The sequence below is a fragment of the Lentzea sp. NBRC 105346 genome (assembly GCF_030269605.1).
Taxonomy (GTDB): domain Bacteria; phylum Actinomycetota; class Actinomycetes; order Mycobacteriales; family Pseudonocardiaceae; genus Lentzea.
Map to the genome: position 1 here is coordinate 12296 of NZ_BSTQ01000013.1, position 17790 is coordinate 30085.

The window sequence follows — 17790 nt, forward strand, 5'->3', positions numbered from 1 at the left end:
CGTCAAGGTCATCACGGGTCTGAGTCACCGCCGCCGTACCAACCGGATGATCTTGTCGACCGCCGGTTTCAGCTCCGGCACACGGAAGACGGCCAGCAAACCGAAGCTGAGACCCAGGACGATCAACGATTCGACGACGACCTTGACCCAGGCCGCGGAGACCGGACTGGTGATCCCGAGCACCGAGATCAGGCCTTTGGCCGCACCCATTGCGACCGCGCAAGCGATTGCGGACGCCACGACGGTGAGGCAGACGGTCCAGACCGTGTAGCCCGTGCGGAGCCTGCCCAGGCGGATCCGCAGCCACACCTGGCCGACGATCGCGCCGACCACGAAGCTCAGCGACATCGCGACGGACACGCCGACCGCCAGCTCGTCGGCCTCCGCGTTGGCGAGGAACCAATAGCAGGCCGCCACGCGGAACGCGACCATGATCGCGTTGATCAGGGTGGGCGTGCGGGAGTCCTTGAGCGCGTAGAAGACGCGCAGCTGCATCATCGTGATCGCGAACGGCACCAGGCCGAACGCCGACAGCGCCAGCGCGATGCCGACCTGCTCGGCCGACGCAGACGAGTTCTTGCCGAACGTGAACAGCACGATGCCGATCGCCGGACCAGCGATGGTCATCAGCGCCGAGATGGGCATCAGCAGCACGGACGACATCCGGTTGCCGAACGCGAGGTCGCGGATGAGCGCGTCGTTGTCGTGGTCTGCAGCCGCCCGGCTCATCCGCGGCATCAACGCGGTCAGCAGCGAGACGCCCAGCACGCCGTACGGCACCTGGGACAGCAGCCACGCGTACGTGAAGATCGAGACGCTGCCCTTGGTGCCCTGGCTGGCGACCTGCAGCGTCACGACCATGCCGACCTGGCTGACGATCGTGTACAGCAGCACCCACATCGCCAGGCCGCCGAACTCGGAGAGCCGCCGGTCCCAGCCCCAGTGCCAGCGGAACCGGAACCCGCTGCGCAGCAGCGACGGCACCATCACAGCCGTCTGGACGGCGACACCGAGCGCGGTGCCGATGCCGAGCACGAGCACCTTGACGTCGCCCATGTGCACGGGGTTCAGCGAGATCTCACCGGGCACGATCATGTACACGGCGATCGTGGCGATCACGACGACGTTGTTCATCACCGGCGCCCACGCGGGCGGTCCGAAGATCTCCTTGGCGTTCAGCACCGCGCCCAGCAGTGCCGACAGCCCGTAGAAGATGATGCCCGGCAGGATCAGGTAGGCGAACAGAGTCGCCAGCTCGGCGTTCGCCGTGGTGTCGTCCATGTAGAGCCGGGTCAGCGCGGGGGCCAGCGCCACCGACACGGCCGTCGCGACGGCCAGCAGGACGGTGCCCATGGTGATCATCCACTGGGCGTACGACTCGCCGCGGTCCTCGTCTTCCTTCTGCGCGCGCACCAGCAACGGAATCGCGATGCTGGTCAGCACGCCACCGAGCAGCAGCTCGTTGATCACCGTGGGCAGCGTGTTCGCCACCGTGTAGGAGTCGAGCGCTTCACCGATCGCGAGCGCGGACGCCAGCATCAGCTTGGCCAGCAGGCCGGTGACTCGGCTGACGATGGTCGCGATCGCCATTCCCCCGCTGGCGCGGGCGACGGACTTGGGCTGCTGTTCCGGCGTGGTGACCGTCTCGCTGCTCAACTGGTGCTCGACTTCTCCGGTGTGACGGACTCGATTTCGGGTGCCTCACGGGCCTCGCGGGCGGTGCGCACGCGGCGGTAGATGCGCCGTCCCGAGAGCAGCACCAGCGCGATCGCCGCGGTGGCGGTGATGACCACGGTGATGGTGCCGTAGGCCGAGGAGGACACCTCAAGCTTGACGGTGTCACCGAGCGCGACGCCGTCCGGGGTGGTGAGCCGGACGTTCACGCTGAACCGCCCGGAGCGCAGCACGTCGACGGGCACGCGGACGAGGCGTTCACCGCGCGCGGGCATCACCTGGTCGTTGAGCTCGCGCGGGCGGATGCCCGGCGTGTCCGCGACGACGATGCGCACGGTGATCCGCACGTCGAGCTTGTTGGTGATGGTCACCGGGATCGGGCTGTCGCCGGAGCCCAGCAGGATCGGGCTGTTCTGCGGGGTGATCGTCACCTGGCTCTGCAGCGTGTCGATCTCGTTCAGGCTGATGTCCGCGGCACTGCGCGCGCCGGCCTCGTTGGACCGCCACGCGCCGGAGACGGCCCGCAGCAGGGCGAGTCGCAGCGGCTGGACCAGGTCGTCGGGCTTGGACGACCCGCTGTCCGCCTGCTCCATCTGCTTGCGCATGCCCTCCAACGTCGCCCACTGGCGGGAGACGGAGCTGACGACCGTCGGGGAGATCTCCCGAGCGCCGGCCTCGACCGGGTAGCTGACCTTGCCGCCCTGCGCCGCCGGCGGGGTCGTGAACAGCTCGCTGAGGCTCGTCTGCACGGCGTATCCGCCGGTGAAGAGCTTCTGGGCGGTGCCGAGGAACTCGGTCATCTCCGTGACCGGCGCGTTCCACCGGCGCGGCGGCGCGATGACGACGTTGCGGCCGTCGCCCTGGAACCCGGTCCGGAAGACGAGCGCGGCCAGCGCGTTCTGCACCGACACCGGCTGGTTCTCCACGGGCGTGGTGACCCCGCCGAGCGTGCGCGACCGGTCGACGCCGCCCTGCAGTGCGTCGGACACCATCGCGTCCAGCCGGGTCGCGGTCACCTTCTTGACCGAGTCGAGCGTCACGGGCGCGGTGCCCGGCGTGTCGGTGAGCCCGGACGGATCCAGGATCAGCGACTTCACGTCCTGGGTGATGAGCGTGTCGTAGGTCTGCTGGTCGATCACGCCGTCCTCGGGCCACGCGACGTCCGGCAGCGGCTGCGTCTCCAGCACCTCGCGCACGACGTCCGCGCCCTTGACCGCGAGCTTGCCGAGGTCGGTGAGCTTCGCCCGGGACAACGCGACGAGGTCCGCGTCGGCGTCCGGCAGTGCGATCACGCAGCGGCCCGACGTGGCGACCTTGAGGCGGTCCAGCCACAGGGCGGCCTCGTCCTTGCCCTTGCCCTCCGCGCCGTTGACCTCGTATCCGGTGCTCATCGCCTTGACCGTGCGCAGCAGGTCCGGGTCGACCGCGAGGCACAGCGACGTGCTCATCGACTGCGCCGCGGACTCGTAGGCCTGCAGCAGGCTGTAGAGGCGGCCGCCGACCGAGAGCGACCCGGTCAGCTCGTCGTCCACGAGCTCCGAGGAACCCTTGGCGCCGGCGTGCTCCATGCGCGGCCGGTCGGCGAGCGGCCACAGCACGGTGACCTTGGCGGGCGTGGCGGGCTTGTCCTTCGACGCGGCACCGGGCACGCCCAGCACCGGCAGCAGCGTGCTCAGCGCGGCGAGCCGCGCCTGACCGCCGAAGTCCGGCTTGCCGTTGACGTTGGCGAGGATCGGGTAGATGCCCGGCTCGTCGATCGCCAGCGACGTCGACTCCGGCCCGCGCAGCGGCACCTCGAGGCTGAAGCTCCTGCTGTCACCGGGCTGCAGCACGTCCGCGATCTGCGTGAACTTCGGCTGGATGAACTCCGCGGCGGCCGGCTCGCGCAACGCGTTGCGCACGTCCTCCTCGGTCTTCAGCGCCTCCCCGCGCTCCAGCCGCAGCACCACGTTGTCGATCTTGCGATCGCCGACGTTGACGACCTTGCCGGAGATGGTGATCGTCGGTGCGGAGTCGCTGAGCACGACCCGCTGACTGAGTGTGGCCACCTCGAGCCGGAGGAACTGCGGCGGCTGCTGGCCGGGTTGCGCGGAGGCCTGACGGGTCGCCCAGACCTGAGTCGCGGGCACGGGTGTGAACGGGAGCCCGTCGGATTCCGGCTGGGCGAACCCGGCGGCTGTCGCCGGAGCGACGGTCCAGAAGAGGAACCCCGCGACCGCGGCCGTGCTGAGCAGTTTCCTGCTGGACAGCTTCCTCACGCCAACTCCGCTCCGTTCGGGGAACGGTCGGCGAGCAGTTCGGCGGCTCGGCGGACCAGGCGGCGCTCGTCGGCATACGCGAGTCGCTCGTCCAGCTCGCCGAGTGGCACCCACGCCACCTCGGTGACCTCCACGTCTTCGTCGGAAAGCTCTCCGCCCAGCGCCTCGAGGAGGAAGTGATGGACGGTCTTGTGCACCCTGCGGTCGTCCGCGACGAACCAGTAGTCGATGGACCCGAGCGGGTGAAGGACCCTGCTATGAATACCGGTCTCCTCGGCGACCTCGCGCACCGCGGTCTCCTCGGCCGTCTCACCAGCCTCGATGTGACCCTTGGGCAACGACCACAGCAGCTTGCCCCTGCGGTCGAGCCGGCCGATCACGGCTGCCCGCTGATCGGCGTCGAGGACGAGACCACCCGCGGAGGTCTCGTCCACCGTCTTCAGCCTGCGACCCCGGCGCCTCTTGCGGCGCCCCGGCTTGGTACCTCCAGAACGACCGGCTGACGGGGGCATACGGCCGATCGTACTTACGGCAGGTAAGTACGCTGGCTTCTCGTGTCTCGATCGACCCACCAGAATGCGGTAGTGGAACTCCCCGGCATCTCCCCCGTCGCCGACGAGCTCGCCGAACGGTTCGCCTCGGCGCAACGACGGTTGTACCTGGTCGGAGGGAGTGTCCGCGACGCCGTGCTCGGCCGGTCGAGCAACGATCTCGACTTCACCACCGACGCGCGGCCCGAGGAGATTCAGCGTCTGCTGAAGGGCTGGGCCGACGCGATCTGGGACACCGGTATCGCCTTCGGCACCGTCGGCGCCACCAAGAACGGCGTGACTGTCGAGATCACCACGTTCCGCGCGGACGTCTACGACGGCGTCACGCGCAATCCCGAGGTGACGTTCGGCGACACCATCGAGGGCGACCTCGTCCGCCGCGACTTCACGGTCAACGCGATGGCCTACGACGTGGCCAAGCGCGAGTTCGTCGACCCGACCGGCGGCATGGCGGCCCTGGAGGCACGCGTGCTGGACACGCCGGCGACCCCGCAGCAGTCGTTCGGCGACGACCCGTTGCGCATGCTGCGCGCCGCGCGGTTCGTGGCGCAGCTGGGCTTCACCGCGGCACCGCGCGTGGTCGAGGCCATGCGGTCCATGGCGCCACAGCTCACGCGCATCACGCCGGAGCGCGTGCAGGCGGAGCTGTCCAAGCTGCTCTGCGCCGCGCACCCGCGTCAGGGGATCGAGCTCATGGTCGACACGGGTCTCGCGGACATCGTGCTGCCCGAGCTCACGGCCATGAAGCTGGAAATCGACGAACACCATCAGCACAAGGACGTCTTCCATCACTCGCTGGTTGTCCTCGACCAAGCAATTGATCTTGAAGATGATGATCTTTCACCCGATCTGGTGTTGCGGCTCGCGGCCCTGCTGCACGACATCGGCAAGCCCGCCACCAGGCGGTTCGAGTCCGGGGGCGGCGTCTCGTTCCACCACCACGAGGTGGTCGGCGCGAAGATGGTCCGCAAGCGGTTGCGCGCCCTGCGGTACTCGAAGGAGATCATCGAGGACGTCGCCAAGCTCGTGTACCTGCACCTGCGGTTCCACGGCTACGGCAACGGCGAGTGGACGGACTCGGCGGTGCGCCGCTACGTCACCGACGCCGGGCACCTGCTGACCCGGTTGCACAAGCTCGTCCGCGCCGACTGCACGACCCGCAACAAGCGCAAGGCCAACGCGTTGCAGCGCACCTACGACTCGCTCGAGGAGCGCATCGCCCGGCTCGCCGCCGAGGAGGACCTGGCGCGCGTGCGGCCGGACCTCGACGGCAACGAGATCATGAAGCTGCTGGGCCTGCCGCCGGGGCCGCAGGTCGGCGCCGCGTGGAAGTTCCTCAAGGAGCTCCGGCTGGACCGCGGGCCGCTCGAACACGACGAGGCCGTGGCCGAACTTCGCGAGTGGGCGCGCATTCAGGGGATCACGCCGCCGGCCCTGTGACGCATCGTGGCCGGATGAAATCCTGGCGTTAGCGAAGTGACAGCGGGTTGCGCGACTATGACTGTGCGCTGTGGGCAGATTGCTCGGCGCACGGGGGTGGTTGCGATGAGCGGATGGGGGCTTTCCGCTGGTCCAGGGGCACATGAGCTCACCGAGCTCACGGAGCGGCAACGGGGAGTGCTGCGGTGTCTGGCGAGGGGGCTCGCGGATCACGAGATTGCACGGGTACTGGGGATGAACATGGGGGATGTAGCTGACGAAGTGGCCGAGATCCTGCGACGACTCGACCTATCCGACCGGATGGCCGCGGTCGTCTTCGCCCATGAGACCGGGATGCTGCGGCTGCCGTTGCCGCGCTAGGAGAACCACGTAGGCCGCTAGTCCGATCAGGTAGAAACCGGTCGCGGTGAGGACGAGTCCGTGCGAACGGCCGTCCAGAGGGGCCACCGCGGCCGCGGCGGTCACGGCCGCCACCTGGGTGATGTTGAACAACGTGTCGTACAGCGCGAACACCCGGCCACGAACCTCGTCGCCGACGTCGTGCTGCACGGCCGCGTCCACGTTCAGCTTCACGACCTGGCCGGAGTAGGTGATCACGAACGACGCGACCAGGATCGTGGGCAGCAGCATCGGCAGGCCCAGCGCGACCTGGCAGGCGGCGGCGATCAGCAGTGCGCCGATGATCGTCTGACGGGTGCCGAGGCGGTCCACGATCCGGTCCGTCGTGAGACCGGCCAGCAGGATTCCGGCACCGCCGGCGATGGCGACCTCGCCGAGCCCGGCGATGCCGGCCTTCAGCAGGCCCATGTCGTGGAAGCTGTAGCGCATCAGCAGCAGCGTGATCAGCAACGAGATGCCGAACGCCGCGCGGTGCGCGAGCAACGCGGCCAGCGCCGCGCGCACCGTCGGGGTGTGCCATGCCGCCTTCGCGCCGTCCCACAGGCCGTGCGCGACGGCGGTGACGGCGCGGTTCGGCTCGTTCACTTCGTCCGGACCGAGGACGCCCGGCTTGAACTTGCTCGCGACCCATGCGCAGAGCAGCGACCCGACGACGGCGACGCTGGTCGTCAACGCGGAACCGCCGTCACCGGCGCCGAGCAGCTGGCGCAGCCCGATCGCGCAGCCGCCGCCGAACACCGCGATCAGCGCGCCGAGGGTCGCGGCCAGCGCGTTCGCCTCGACCAGGTGGTCTTCGTCGACGACGTGCGGCAGCGCCGCGGACAGACCGGCGCCGAGGAACCGGCTGAAGCCCGTGACGACGAGCGCTGAGACGTAGAGCGGCAACCCGCTGAGCCCGAGCCCGACCGCCGCGGCGGTGAGCAGGATGAACGCGCCTCTCGTGAGGCTCGCGATCAGCACGACCCGGCGTCTGTCCCAGCGGTCGAGGAAGGCGCCGGCGAACGGTCCGATCAGTGAGTACGGCCCGAGCAGCACGGCGAACCCGGCCGCGATGGCGAGCGGGTCGGCCTGGCGTTCGGGGTTGAAGAGCACCGCGCCGGCGAGACCGGCCTGGAAGAGGCCGTCGCCCCACTGCGACACCAGCCTGGTGGCCAGCAGGCGGCGGAACTCGGGGATGCCGAGGAACCGCTTCGAGCCCCAGTGGTGCTTGGCAACGACCGTCGTCACCGGGACAGCCTAGGCCCAAAAACCAGAGAAACCGGACCCTCGCAGGTCCGGCTCCCGTGGATCGGATGCCCGGTCGCCTCACGGCGATTGGCACGACACGGCTCCAGCCGAACGGTATTCCGTGAAGGCGGTTGTCTGTTGAGCCCGGGGGACACGAAGACATCCGACAAGACCTACAACGAGGCGTGGCCCTGAGTTGTTCCGGCGATCTCGGATGAAATCATGGTGACGTGCGTCCCGATGCCGAAGTCTCGCCAGGCTCGCTGCTCGTTGCCGCGCCGAGCCTCACGGACTCGAACTTCCGGCGCACGGTCGTCTACGTGATCGACCACCGCGCCGAGGGCACATTGGGGGTCGTGCTCAACCGTCCGTCCGAGGTCGCGGTGCACGACGTGCTGCCGGGCTGGGGTCCACACGCGACCAAGCCACAGGCCATCTACATCGGCGGACCGGTCGAGCAGAAGACCGCGTTGTGCCTGGCCGCGCTGCGCGCCGGTCTCGACCCCGAGGACGTCGACGGGCTGGTCGGGGTGCAGGGACCGATCGCGTTGATCGACCTGGACTCGGACCCGGACGAGCTGGCGTCCAAGGTGCGCGGGCTCCGGGTGTTCGCGGGTTACTCGGGGTGGGGCGAGGACCAGTTGGCCGGTGAGATCGAGCGGGGCGACTGGATCGTGGTGTCCGGACTGGCCGACGACGTGCTGACCGGTGCGAACGTCGATCTCTGGGGTCGCGTGCTGCGCCGTCAGGGCATGCCGTTGGCGCTGCTCTCGACGTTCCCGCTGGACGTCAGGTTGAACTGACGCCTGGTTTCACGTGAATCAGAGACCGGCGAGCGGTGAACAGCCGCCGCCGCCACACGCGCAGCCGCCGCAACCCTTGGGCTGCTCGGGAACCGGCAACGCCTCGGCGGCCCGGTGCCCGAGCACGCCGCCGGCTACTGCGATACCGAGAGCGCCCACCAGCCCGATCACCGCGACCGTGACGTTCGGCGCGATGATCGTCGCGAGTCCCGCGCCGAGCGCCACGACGCCGGCCACGAGGTTGGGCAGCCCGGCGACCCGGTTCGCGAGGAGGAACGTCTCGTCGTCCCGCAGCGACGCGGCCGTCCGCACACCGACGAAGCGGTTGCGGCGGAGCCTGCCCTGCAGACCCAGGATTCCGACGGCCGCGAGGACGACGCCGAGCAGGCCGAGCACGACAGGCAGCACGATGTTCACGCGTTCGAGGGTAGGCGCGGCCGCGGTCCCAGCGTGAATCGGGCCCGGTCAGATGTGCGCAAAGCCATCCTCGAGCATTGCTCTTGCGGCCCGCTGATACCGTTGGGACATGAGCACGGCCCGCCTGCTCCTTAGTTAGCCGCGCAGACCTGATCGAAAGACGGTCGGCGCGGCAGCCCCTCATGCCTGTTCTTGGCTGAGGGGTTTCGTCATGTCAGGGGCAGGTACCGATGGAGAGGGACGTTCGATGAGCACCGACGCGGCGGAGATTCCCGCCCACCGCTACACCGCCGAGCTGGCCGGCCAGATCGAGCGGCGGTGGCAGCAGTACTGGGAAGAGCACGGCACCTACCACGCGCCGAACCCGGTCGGCCCGCTCAAGGGCGACGTCCCGGACGACAAGCTGTTCGTCCAGGACATGTTCCCGTACCCCAGTGGCGCGGGCCTGCACGTCGGGCACCCGCTGGGCTTCATCGGCACGGACGTCTTCGCCCGGTACCACCGGATGAACGGCCGCAACGTGCTGCACACGATGGGCTTCGACGCGTTCGGCCTGCCCGCGGAGCAGTACGCGGTGCAGACCGGCCAGCACCCGCGCAAGACCACCGAGGACAACATCCAGACGTACCTGCGGCAGATCCGCAGGCTGGGCCTGGGCCACGACGAGCGGCGCCGCATCTCCACGATCGACCCCGGCTACTACAAGTGGACCCAGTGGATCTTCCTGCAGATCTTCAACTCCTGGTACGACGAGCGTGTTGAGACGGCCCGGCCCATCTCCGAGCTGGAAAAGGAGTTCGCCGAGGGCAAAAGGTCCACGTCGGACGGTCGCGGCTGGTGCGAGCTGACCAAAAAGGAACAGCAGCAGGAGCTGGGCAGGTACCGTCTGGCGTACCTGTCCGAGGCCCCGGTGAACTGGTGCCCCGGCCTGGGTACTGTGCTGGCGAACGAAGAGGTCACGGCCGACGGCCGCAGTGAGCGCGGGAACTTCCCGGTGTTCCGCCGCAACCTGCGGCAGTGGATGATGCGCATCACGGCGTACTCGGACCGGCTGATCGACGACCTGGACCGGCTGGACTGGCCGGACAAAGTCAAGGCCATGCAGCGCAACTGGATCGGGCGCTCGCATGGTGCCCGTGTCCGTTTCGCGGTGGGAGACGAGAATATTGAGGTCTTCACGACCCGCCCGGACACGCTGTTCGGCGCGACCTACATGGTCCTGGCACCGGAACACCAGCTGGTGGACCAGATTGCGACGCCCGATCGCGTGGCAGACATCGCGGCGTACCGACGGGCTGCGTCCCTGAAGTCCGAACTGGACCGTCAGGAGAACAAGGAGAAGACCGGCGTCTTCACCGGCGCCTACGCGGTGAACCCGGTGAACGGCAAGGAAATCCCGGTTTACGTCGCGGACTACGTGCTGATGGGCTACGGCACCGGCGCGATCATGGCCGTTCCCGGCCAGGACCAGCGTGACTGGGACTTCGCGAAGAAGTTCGACCTGCCCATCATCCGGACCGTGCAGCCGTCCGAGGGCTTCGAGGGCGAGGCCTACACGGGCGAAGGCCCGGCGATCAACAGTGGGTTCCTGGACGGTCTGGGCATCGACGAGGCCAAGAAGACGATCATCGCGTGGCTGGAGGAGCACGGCCACGGCGAGGGCACCGTCCAGTTCAAGCTGCGCGACTGGCTGTTCTCCCGCCAGCGCTACTGGGGCGAGCCGTTCCCGATCGTCTACGACGAGGACGGCACGCCGATCGCGCTGCCCGAGTCGATGCTGCCGATCGAGCTGCCCGAGGTCGACGACTACTCGCCGCGCACCTTCGACCCGGAGGACGCGAACAGCGAGCCGTCGCCGCCGCTGTCGCGTGCCACCGAGTGGACCGAGGTCGAGCTGGACCTGGGCGACGGCCGCAAGAAGTACCGCCGCGACACCAACACGATGCCCAACTGGGCGGGTTCGTGCTGGTACCAGCTGCGCTACGTCGACCCGACCGAGACCGAGCGGTTCGTCAACGCGGAGAACGAGCGCTACTGGCTGGGCCCGCGCACCGAGCAGCACGGCTCGAACGACCCCGGCGGTGTCGACCTGTACATCGGCGGTGTCGAGCACGCGGTGCTGCACCTGCTGTACTCGCGCTTCTGGCAGAAGGTGCTGTTCGACCTGGGCCACCTGTCCGGTGACGAGCCGTACCGCCGCCTGTTCAACCAGGGCTACATCCAGGCGTACGCGTACACCGACGCGCGCGGCGCCTATGTGCCTGCCGAGCAGGTTGAAGAGGTCGACGGGAAGTACTTCTTCCAGGGCGAAGAGGTCAACCGCGAGTACGGCAAGATGGGCAAGTCGCTGAAGAACGTCGTGACGCCGGACGAGATGTGCGACACGTACGGCGCGGACGTCTTCCGGTTCTACGAGATGTCCATGGGCCCGATGGACGTGTCCCGTCCGTGGGCGACCAAGGACGTCGTGGGCGCGCAGCGGTTCGTCCAGCGCCTGTGGCGCAACCTGGTCGACGAGAACACCGGCTCGTGCCGCGTGGTCGAGGACACGCCGTCCGAGGAAGCCCTGCGGCTGCTGCACAAGACCATCGCCGGCGTGCACGACGACTACGCGAACCTGCGCTACAACACGGCGGGCGCGAAGCTGATCGAGCTGAACAACTTCGTCACCAAGCACTACCCGGCAGGCACGCCCCGCGCGCTGGCCGAGCCGCTGGCCCTGATGCTGGCTCCCCTGTCGCCGCACGTGGCGGAGGAGCTGTGGGCGAAGCTGGGCCACGACGAGTCGCTGGCGAAGGGGCCGTTCCCGGTCGCCGACGAGAAGTACCTGGTCGAGGACACGGTCGAGTACCCGATCCAGGTCAACGGCAAGGTGCGCTCGCGTGTCGTCGTGCCCGCCTCGTTCGGTCAGGACGAGGTCAAGGCCGCCGCGCTGGCCGAGGAGAAGATCGCCGAGCTGGTCGCCGGCGGCACGCCGAAGAAGGTCATCGTCGTGCCGGGCCGACTGGTGAACGTCGTCCTGTAGTGCGCTAGTCCCGGAAGCCGATGTCCGACAGCATTTGATCAACCATGCGGTCGAACATCGGCTCCGGGTTGGACACTGCGAACGGGAAGCGTCCGAACACCTCGAGCGCGACGTGCCCGTACAGCCGCACCCATGACTGAACGATCTGGTAGATCGCCCCGAGGCTGAGCTCCGCCGCGCTCACCTCGCATCCGTGCGACGCCACGGCCCTGATCAGCACGTCCTGGAACGCCGCCAGGTCCCCGTGCAGCGCCGAAGGCACGTCGTCGTGATCGTGTTCGGGCGCGGGATGGCTGGCGATCAGCTGCGCCGCCACCTCCAGGAAGACTGACCCGAACTGGTCGCCGGGCGCCAGCGCGTCGATCGGCGAGGCGAACACCAGCGAGAACTCCTGCGGGTGCGCCAACGCCCACGCCCGGAACCCGTGGCACACCGCCCGCACCTGCTCGCGGACCTGGTCCGACGAGATCCCGGCCAGATGCGTCTGCAGCTCGCGCGACATGTCCTGGCAGATGTCGTCGCACAGCTGTCGCAGCAGGTCCTCGTGCGAGGCGTAGTACCGGTACAGCGCCGGAGCCGTAATCCCCAGCTCGCGAGCGATAGCACGGAGCGTGACCGCTTCTCTGCCCTGCGTCACCAACAGCGTGCGCGCGGCCTGTCGAATCTCACGTTCGGTCTCAGCGCGTAGCCGTTCGCGACGAGTGGCCTCGGTCATATGTCACTCCATCGGGTTGTACGCACCATCCTCGAACACGTACGGTTCAGTGAACGGTGTTTACAAAGTTGACGCCTGTAACTCAACGGTAACCCAGGGAGGACGACAATGTTCGCGAAGTGGGGGTCGCTGGCATATCGCCGCCGCTGGGTGGTGCTCGTCGCGACGGTACTGCTCGCCATCCTCGGCGGGGTGTGGGGCCTGGGCGTGTTCGACAGACTCAGCCAGGGTGGCTACGAAGCGCCGACCAGTGAGGCGGCTCGCGCCAACGAGGTCGCGAACCAGACGTTCGGCAGGCAGGGCGGGGACGTCTTCGTCATCTACGAGGGCGACCTCAAGGACCCGGCCAACCTGAAGAAGATCAAGGACCACGTCAGCGGCCTCTCCCGCGACGTCATCTCCAAGGCGACGGACCCGATCCCCGCGCCGGACCAGCACAAGGCGCTCGTCGCGATCACGCTGAACTCGGGTGACTCCAACACCCAGATCAAGCAGTTCGACGAGCTGAAGCCCGACCTCCACATCGACGGCTTCACCGAACAGGTCGGCGGGCTCGTGCCGACCCAGAAGGCCATCAGCGCGATGTCCAAGGACGACCTCACCAAGGCCGAGGCCGTCTCGTTGCCGCTGGTGCTGATCCTGCTGGTCATCATCTTCGGCGGACTCGTCGCCGCGTCGCTGCCGGTGGTCGTCGGCGGACTCGCGATCATGGGGTCGCTCGGCGTGCTGCACGCCATCTCGCTCGGCTTCGAGGTCAACTCGTTCGCGGTCAACGTGGCCAGCATGCTCGGCCTCGGCATGGCGATCGACTACGGGCTCTTCATGGTCGGCCGGTTCCGCGAGGAGCTCGCCGCCGGTCGCAGCACCGAGCAGGCCGTCATCCGCACGGTCAGCTCGGCCGGTCGCACGGTCGTGTTCTCCGCGACGCTGCTGGTGATCGCGCTCGCCGGGCTTCTCCTGTTCCCGCAGGGCTTCCTGAAGTCGCTGAGCTACGGCGGCATGTCCGCGGTCGGCATCGCGATGATCGTGTCGCTGACGCTGCTGCCCGCGTTGCTCGCCATCCTCGGCCACCGCATTGACAAGCTCTCCGTGCCATGGCGCAAGAACAAGCAGCCCAGCGAGCGCGGATGGCGCTGGTTCGCGGCCAAGGTGATGAAGCGGCCCGTGCTGTTCGCGCTGCCGATCATCGCCCTGCTGCTGGGACTCGGCGCGCCGTTCCTGAACATCCAGTTCGGCCAGGTCACCGAGAAGGTGCTGCCCGCGGACAACTCCGCGCGCATCGCCACCGAGGCGCTCAACCGCGACTTCGCCGCGTTGTCCAGCAACGGCTTCAAGATCGTGCTCAAGGACGTCGAGCCGGCGGACGCGCAGCAGTTCATCGCGAAGATCGCGGACGTCAAGGGCGTCGGTGACGTGAAGCCGCTCGCCGAGCCGAAGGACCGCACCTGGCTGGTGTCAGCCGGTCTGGAGAACGACCCGCTGAGCGACGCCGCCAAGCAGTCGTTGAAGGACGTTCGCGCGCTGACGCCGCCGAGTGGCTCGCAGATGCTCGTCGGCGGTGTCACCGCTCAGGTGAGCGACAGCCTCGACGCGATCGCCGCCAAGCTGCCGTGGATGATCGGCCTGCTGGTCGGGGCGACGTTCGTGCTGATGTTCCTGGCGTTCGGCTCGTTGTTGTTGCCGCTGAAGGCGGTCGTGATGAGCGCGCTGAGCCTCTCGGCGACGTTCGGCGTGCTGGTCTGGATCTTCCAGGAGGGTCACGGCGCCTCGTGGCTCGGCGTGACGCCGGCGCCGCTCGAGTCCGGAATCGTCGTGCTGATGGCCGCTGTCGTGTTCGGACTGTCGACGGACTACGAGGTGTTCCTGTTGTCCCGCATGGTCGAGGCGCGCGGCAAGGGCGCATCGACCGAGGAGGCGGTGACGACGGGTCTCGCCAAGACCGGTCGCGTGATCACCGCCGCGGCGCTGCTGCTGATCGTGGTGACGGGTGCGTTCGCGTTCTCGCAGATCACGATGATGCGGTTCGTCGGCGTCGGCATGATCCTCGCGCTGGCGCTGGACGCCACGGTCGTGCGCATGCTGCTCGTGCCCGCGGTGCTGAAGCTGCTCGGCAACGCCGCGTGGTGGGCGCCCGGGCCGTTGCGCCGCGTCCAGGAGCGCATGGCGATCCACGAGGAGGGCGACGACCCGGACGAGGAGCTCGCGCGTCTGACGCGGGAGCCCGAGCCCGTCCGCTGACCCTGGTTTTCCGTCACGCGGGAGCCCCGCGATGCGTGTCATGCATCGCGGGGCTCCCGCGTGACTCTCAGCCAGTGGGCGCGAAGGCGATCATCGTCGCGTCGAAGTCGCGGCCGCGGGGACCGGCGAACCCGGTGGCGCTCAACGAGATGGTCCGCAGGACGGCGTCGTCGGCGCTGTCCAGGACCGTCGTCGTGGAGCCCGTCGCCAGGAAGATCCGCCGGTCCCCCGGCGCCGTCGCGAGGCCGGGGGCCTCGATCGGCAACGTCCGGCGCACGGTCCGGGTCGCGGTGTCGATCACGGCCACCGCGCGTTCCTTCGGCAGCGCCACGTAGACCGTCGCGCCGTCGGGCGTCACCGCGAGGCTGCCGGTGCCCTTGCCGACCGGGATCGAGCCGACCACCTCGTTGTGAGCGGTGTCGATGACGGTCACCGTGCCGGGCGTCTGCGCCCCCAGCTTCATGCCGCTGACGTACAGGAACGCGCCGTCGGGTGACAACGCGACCTGCTGCGGCAGGCCGCCCACCTTGATCGTCCGGATCTGGAACGCGATCTCGGTGTCGACGACGCTGATCGTGCCGTCCTGCGCGTTCGCGACGTAAAGGATCTTCCCGTTCGGCGACACCGCGAGTCCCTGCGGCTGACCGCCCACGCGGATCGCCGCGATCAGCCGGAACGTCTGCGGCTCCACGACCGCGACGCTGCCGCTGCCGGTCACGTACAGCCGCTCGCCGTCCGGGCGCATCGCCGCCTGGGCGAGCTGCACCTGGGTGTGCATGCGGTCGAGGACCGCGCCGGTGCGCGGGTCGACGACCGCGATGGAGCCCGACCAGCCGTTGACCACATACAGGCGCGTTCCGTCGGGCGACACCGCGACGCCGGTCGCGCGACCCGTCGTGTCCGCAGTGGACAGCACGGTGCCGTGCTCGGTGTCGATCACCTGCACCAGACCGGTCCGGCCCACGACGTACGCGCGGCCCGCGTGATGTCCCGACACCCGAGTCACCGAAGTCTGCGTGGGAATCCCCACTGCCGCGGCGGCCGCCGACAGCGCCAGCAACACGGCCACCAGGCGTGCACTTGCCATGGCGCGAATGGGAACACTTCCGGGTGCTTTCGATCTACTTCCTTCACCCTGAGGGGTGAAATAATTCGCCCGTCAAAGTAAGCACCGGCGCCGATCGCTCGGGGGGCGAAACGACCGACGCCGGGCCCCTCCCGGCGTTGCGCGACGCCGGGGAGTGCGTCCCTCCAACAAGAGTGACGCACGAATCACCACTTTGGATCCTTACGAATGCGTGTCGGTGGAGATTTTTCGGCTCGCCACCAGCTTGGCGTAGCGGGTTCCGGCCGTGAGCAGCACCAATCCGGCACCCAGGAACGCCGCGACCCGTGCCATTCCATCCAGCGCGGCCATGTCGAACAACAAAAGCTTCAACACCGCCGCACCCACGAGCACGAGACCCGCGACCCGCAACGGCAGGACGTCGATCCCGCGCACGAGCAGCACGAGCGCCGCGATCGTCCACGACACCGTCACCACCGAGTGACCGAACAGGAACCCGGTCTCGTCCGGCGACATCAGCAGCGCCCCGCAGAGCACGAACCCCGCCGCGCCGTACAGCAGCACCAGCCCGGAGGCGAACCACGGCACCGGGTGCTTTCCGGGCTCCCGCAACACGTTCAGCCGCGTCGCCGCCCACGGCAGCACGCCCGCGAATACGCCGAGCACCAGCGCGGTGATCATCCCGGCGACCAGGTCACCGGGCACCGAGCCGCGCGGTTCCTCCAGCAGCAGGCGTGGCGGAACGGCCTCGCCCACGGTCATCAGCAGGCCGATCAGCCCGAAGACGGCGGAGGCCACGAGCGGGGTGCGCCGGTCGAGCCGCACCGCCACGTATGCCAGCAGCACGGCCTCGGCGAGCACGGTCGCCGTCCGGGCGGTCCCGTCCAGCGCGATCACCGTGGTCTGGAACAACGCCAGCATGCCGACCGCGCCCGCGGCCGTGGTGAACGGCTTGGGCAGGTCCGGCACCATCCACAGGGCGAGCAGCAGGGCCGCGACCACCCCGGCGAGCGTGCTCGACATCGGGCGCTCCAGCAGTGAGGTCGCGATCAACGCCGGGAAGGCCGAACCCGCGACCAGCGCGATCGCCACCGGGTCCTCCGGGCGGCGGCGCACCGTGACGATCGCGACGCCGGCGCCGAGCACCCACGTGGCCACGGCGACGCCGACCGTCGTCCACGCCTCGTCGGTGCCCACGTGCGCACCGGTCGCCGCGATCGACGCCAGGATCGGCGGCACGCCACCGGCGATCGCCAGCGCGGGCCAGCTGCGCTGCAACTGGATCGGCGTGCTCGTCATCTTCAACACCAGCAGGAACGCCACGAGCAACGGCGTGAACCCGCTCGTCAGCACCGGCGCGCACACCGCGCACGCGACGACCACGCCGGTCGCCAGAGTCTGGGAGTCCCAGCGCATCGCGAGCGCCAGCCCGCCGCCGGCGACGGCCAGCCCGACGAGCAGGCCCGCCCACGACGGCAGGAACTCGTACAACGAGGTCGCCGCGATCACGTCCAGGTACAGCCCGGCGATACCGGTCGCGGCCAGCGCGAACGCACCTGTGCGCGAGGTGGGATTGCGGTGCAGCCACATGCCGATGCCGACCAGGACACCGCTGAAGATCGCGCCCACGATCACGCGCGGCAGCGGTCCGAGGTAGCCGCGCTGGATGGCCAGGACCAGCAACAGCACCACACCCAGGACGGTGATCGCGCCACCGACCCAGGCCAGGATCTTGCTGCCCGCGCCGTCCTTGCCGAGCTTCTCCAGCACGGTCTCCCGCGGCTGCATCGGCTGCGGCGGTTGCCATTGCGGCTGCGGCGGCGGGTAGTAGGCCTGCTGAGGCGCAGGCGGCGGGACCGGCACGGCGGCCGGCGCCGGCAGGGGCATGCGCAGCTCCGCACTGATCGCGACAAGGCGCTGCCCGATGGCGGCGAGCTCGTCGGCATAGCGGTCCTGACCAGTCATGACGACATGGTG

The 17790-nt window shown here is 68.9% G+C and carries 13 protein-coding genes; 5 read left to right on the forward strand and 8 right to left on the reverse strand.

The genetic code is table 11. From position 1 onward, the window contains the following. Positions 1 to 24: 24 nt before the first annotated feature. The 3 genes from murJ to QSK35_RS25885 are packed head-to-tail and all read right to left on the reverse strand — an operon-like array spanning position 25 to position 4444. Positions 25 to 1656: a murein biosynthesis integral membrane protein MurJ gene (murJ, locus tag QSK35_RS25875; RefSeq protein WP_285750091.1), complete on the reverse strand. Its 1632-nt coding sequence runs from the start codon at positions 1654 to 1656 to the stop codon at positions 25 to 27. After that, the gene (locus QSK35_RS25880; RefSeq protein ID WP_285750092.1) at positions 1653 to 3932 is read right to left on the reverse strand and encodes a DUF6049 family protein; all 2280 of its coding nucleotides are present in this window, start codon (positions 3930 to 3932) and stop codon (positions 1653 to 1655) included. The genes murJ and QSK35_RS25880 overlap by 4 nt, the downstream gene beginning before the upstream one ends. Then, entirely contained in the window at positions 3929 to 4444 is a 516-nt protein-coding gene (locus tag QSK35_RS25885; protein ID WP_285750093.1) for an NUDIX hydrolase, read from the reverse strand. The genes QSK35_RS25880 and QSK35_RS25885 overlap by 4 nt, the downstream gene beginning before the upstream one ends. 42 nt (positions 4445 to 4486) lie before the next feature. Here QSK35_RS25885 and QSK35_RS25890 point away from each other — a divergent pair, with 42 nt between their 5' ends. Together QSK35_RS25890 and QSK35_RS42765 are read left to right on the forward strand one after the other, a co-directional pair. Beyond that, on the forward strand, positions 4487 to 5923 hold the full coding sequence (locus tag QSK35_RS25890) for a CCA tRNA nucleotidyltransferase (RefSeq protein ID WP_285750094.1): 1437 nt from the start codon (positions 4487 to 4489) through the stop codon (positions 5921 to 5923). Positions 5924 to 6028: 105 nt separating this feature from the next. Beyond that, the gene (locus tag QSK35_RS42765) at positions 6029 to 6283 is read left to right on the forward strand and encodes a response regulator transcription factor (RefSeq protein WP_352244147.1); all 255 of its coding nucleotides are present in this window, start codon (positions 6029 to 6031) and stop codon (positions 6281 to 6283) included. Here QSK35_RS42765 and QSK35_RS25895 read toward each other — a convergent pair. After that, complete coding sequence (locus tag QSK35_RS25895) at positions 6212 to 7549, reverse strand: MFS transporter (protein ID WP_285750095.1); 1338 nt, start codon at positions 7547 to 7549, stop codon at positions 6212 to 6214. The two genes, QSK35_RS42765 and QSK35_RS25895, sit on opposite strands and share 72 nt — an antisense overlap. Positions 7550 to 7779: 230 nt before the next feature. Here QSK35_RS25895 and QSK35_RS25900 point away from each other — a divergent pair, with 230 nt between their 5' ends. Next, positions 7780 to 8352, forward strand: a complete 573-nt coding sequence (locus tag QSK35_RS25900) for a YqgE/AlgH family protein (RefSeq protein ID WP_285750097.1) — start codon at positions 7780 to 7782, stop codon at positions 8350 to 8352. Between the two features lie 18 nt (positions 8353 to 8370). Here QSK35_RS25900 and QSK35_RS25905 read toward each other — a convergent pair whose 3' ends face one another. Further along, positions 8371 to 8769, reverse strand: a complete 399-nt coding sequence (locus QSK35_RS25905; RefSeq protein ID WP_285750098.1) for an SdpI family protein — start codon at positions 8767 to 8769, stop codon at positions 8371 to 8373. Between the two features lie 247 nt (positions 8770 to 9016). Here QSK35_RS25905 and leuS point away from each other — a divergent pair, with 247 nt between their 5' ends. Further along, positions 9017 to 11794: a leucine--tRNA ligase gene (gene leuS, locus QSK35_RS25910; protein ID WP_285750099.1), complete on the forward strand. Its 2778-nt coding sequence runs from the start codon at positions 9017 to 9019 to the stop codon at positions 11792 to 11794. Positions 11795 to 11798: 4 nt separating this feature from the next. Here leuS and QSK35_RS25915 read toward each other — a convergent pair whose 3' ends face one another. Further along, complete coding sequence (locus QSK35_RS25915) at positions 11799 to 12509, reverse strand: TetR/AcrR family transcriptional regulator (protein ID WP_285750100.1); 711 nt, start codon at positions 12507 to 12509, stop codon at positions 11799 to 11801. A 108-nt stretch (positions 12510 to 12617) separates the two neighbouring features. On the opposite strand from QSK35_RS25915, the gene QSK35_RS25920 reads away from it, so the two are divergent. Further along, positions 12618 to 14747, forward strand: coding sequence for an MMPL family transporter (locus QSK35_RS25920; RefSeq protein WP_285750101.1), 2130 nt, complete (start codon positions 12618 to 12620; stop codon positions 14745 to 14747). 67 nt (positions 14748 to 14814) lie between these two features. Here the strand turns inward: QSK35_RS25920 and QSK35_RS25925 are convergent, their stop codons facing one another. Next, positions 14815 to 15834, reverse strand: a complete 1020-nt coding sequence (locus QSK35_RS25925; protein ID WP_285750102.1) for a cytochrome D1 domain-containing protein — start codon at positions 15832 to 15834, stop codon at positions 14815 to 14817. A 201-nt stretch (positions 15835 to 16035) separates the two neighbouring features. Then, positions 16036 to 17778, reverse strand: a complete 1743-nt coding sequence (locus tag QSK35_RS25930; RefSeq protein WP_285750103.1) for a DUF2339 domain-containing protein — start codon at positions 17776 to 17778, stop codon at positions 16036 to 16038. Between the last annotated feature and the right edge of the window lie 12 nt (positions 17779 to 17790).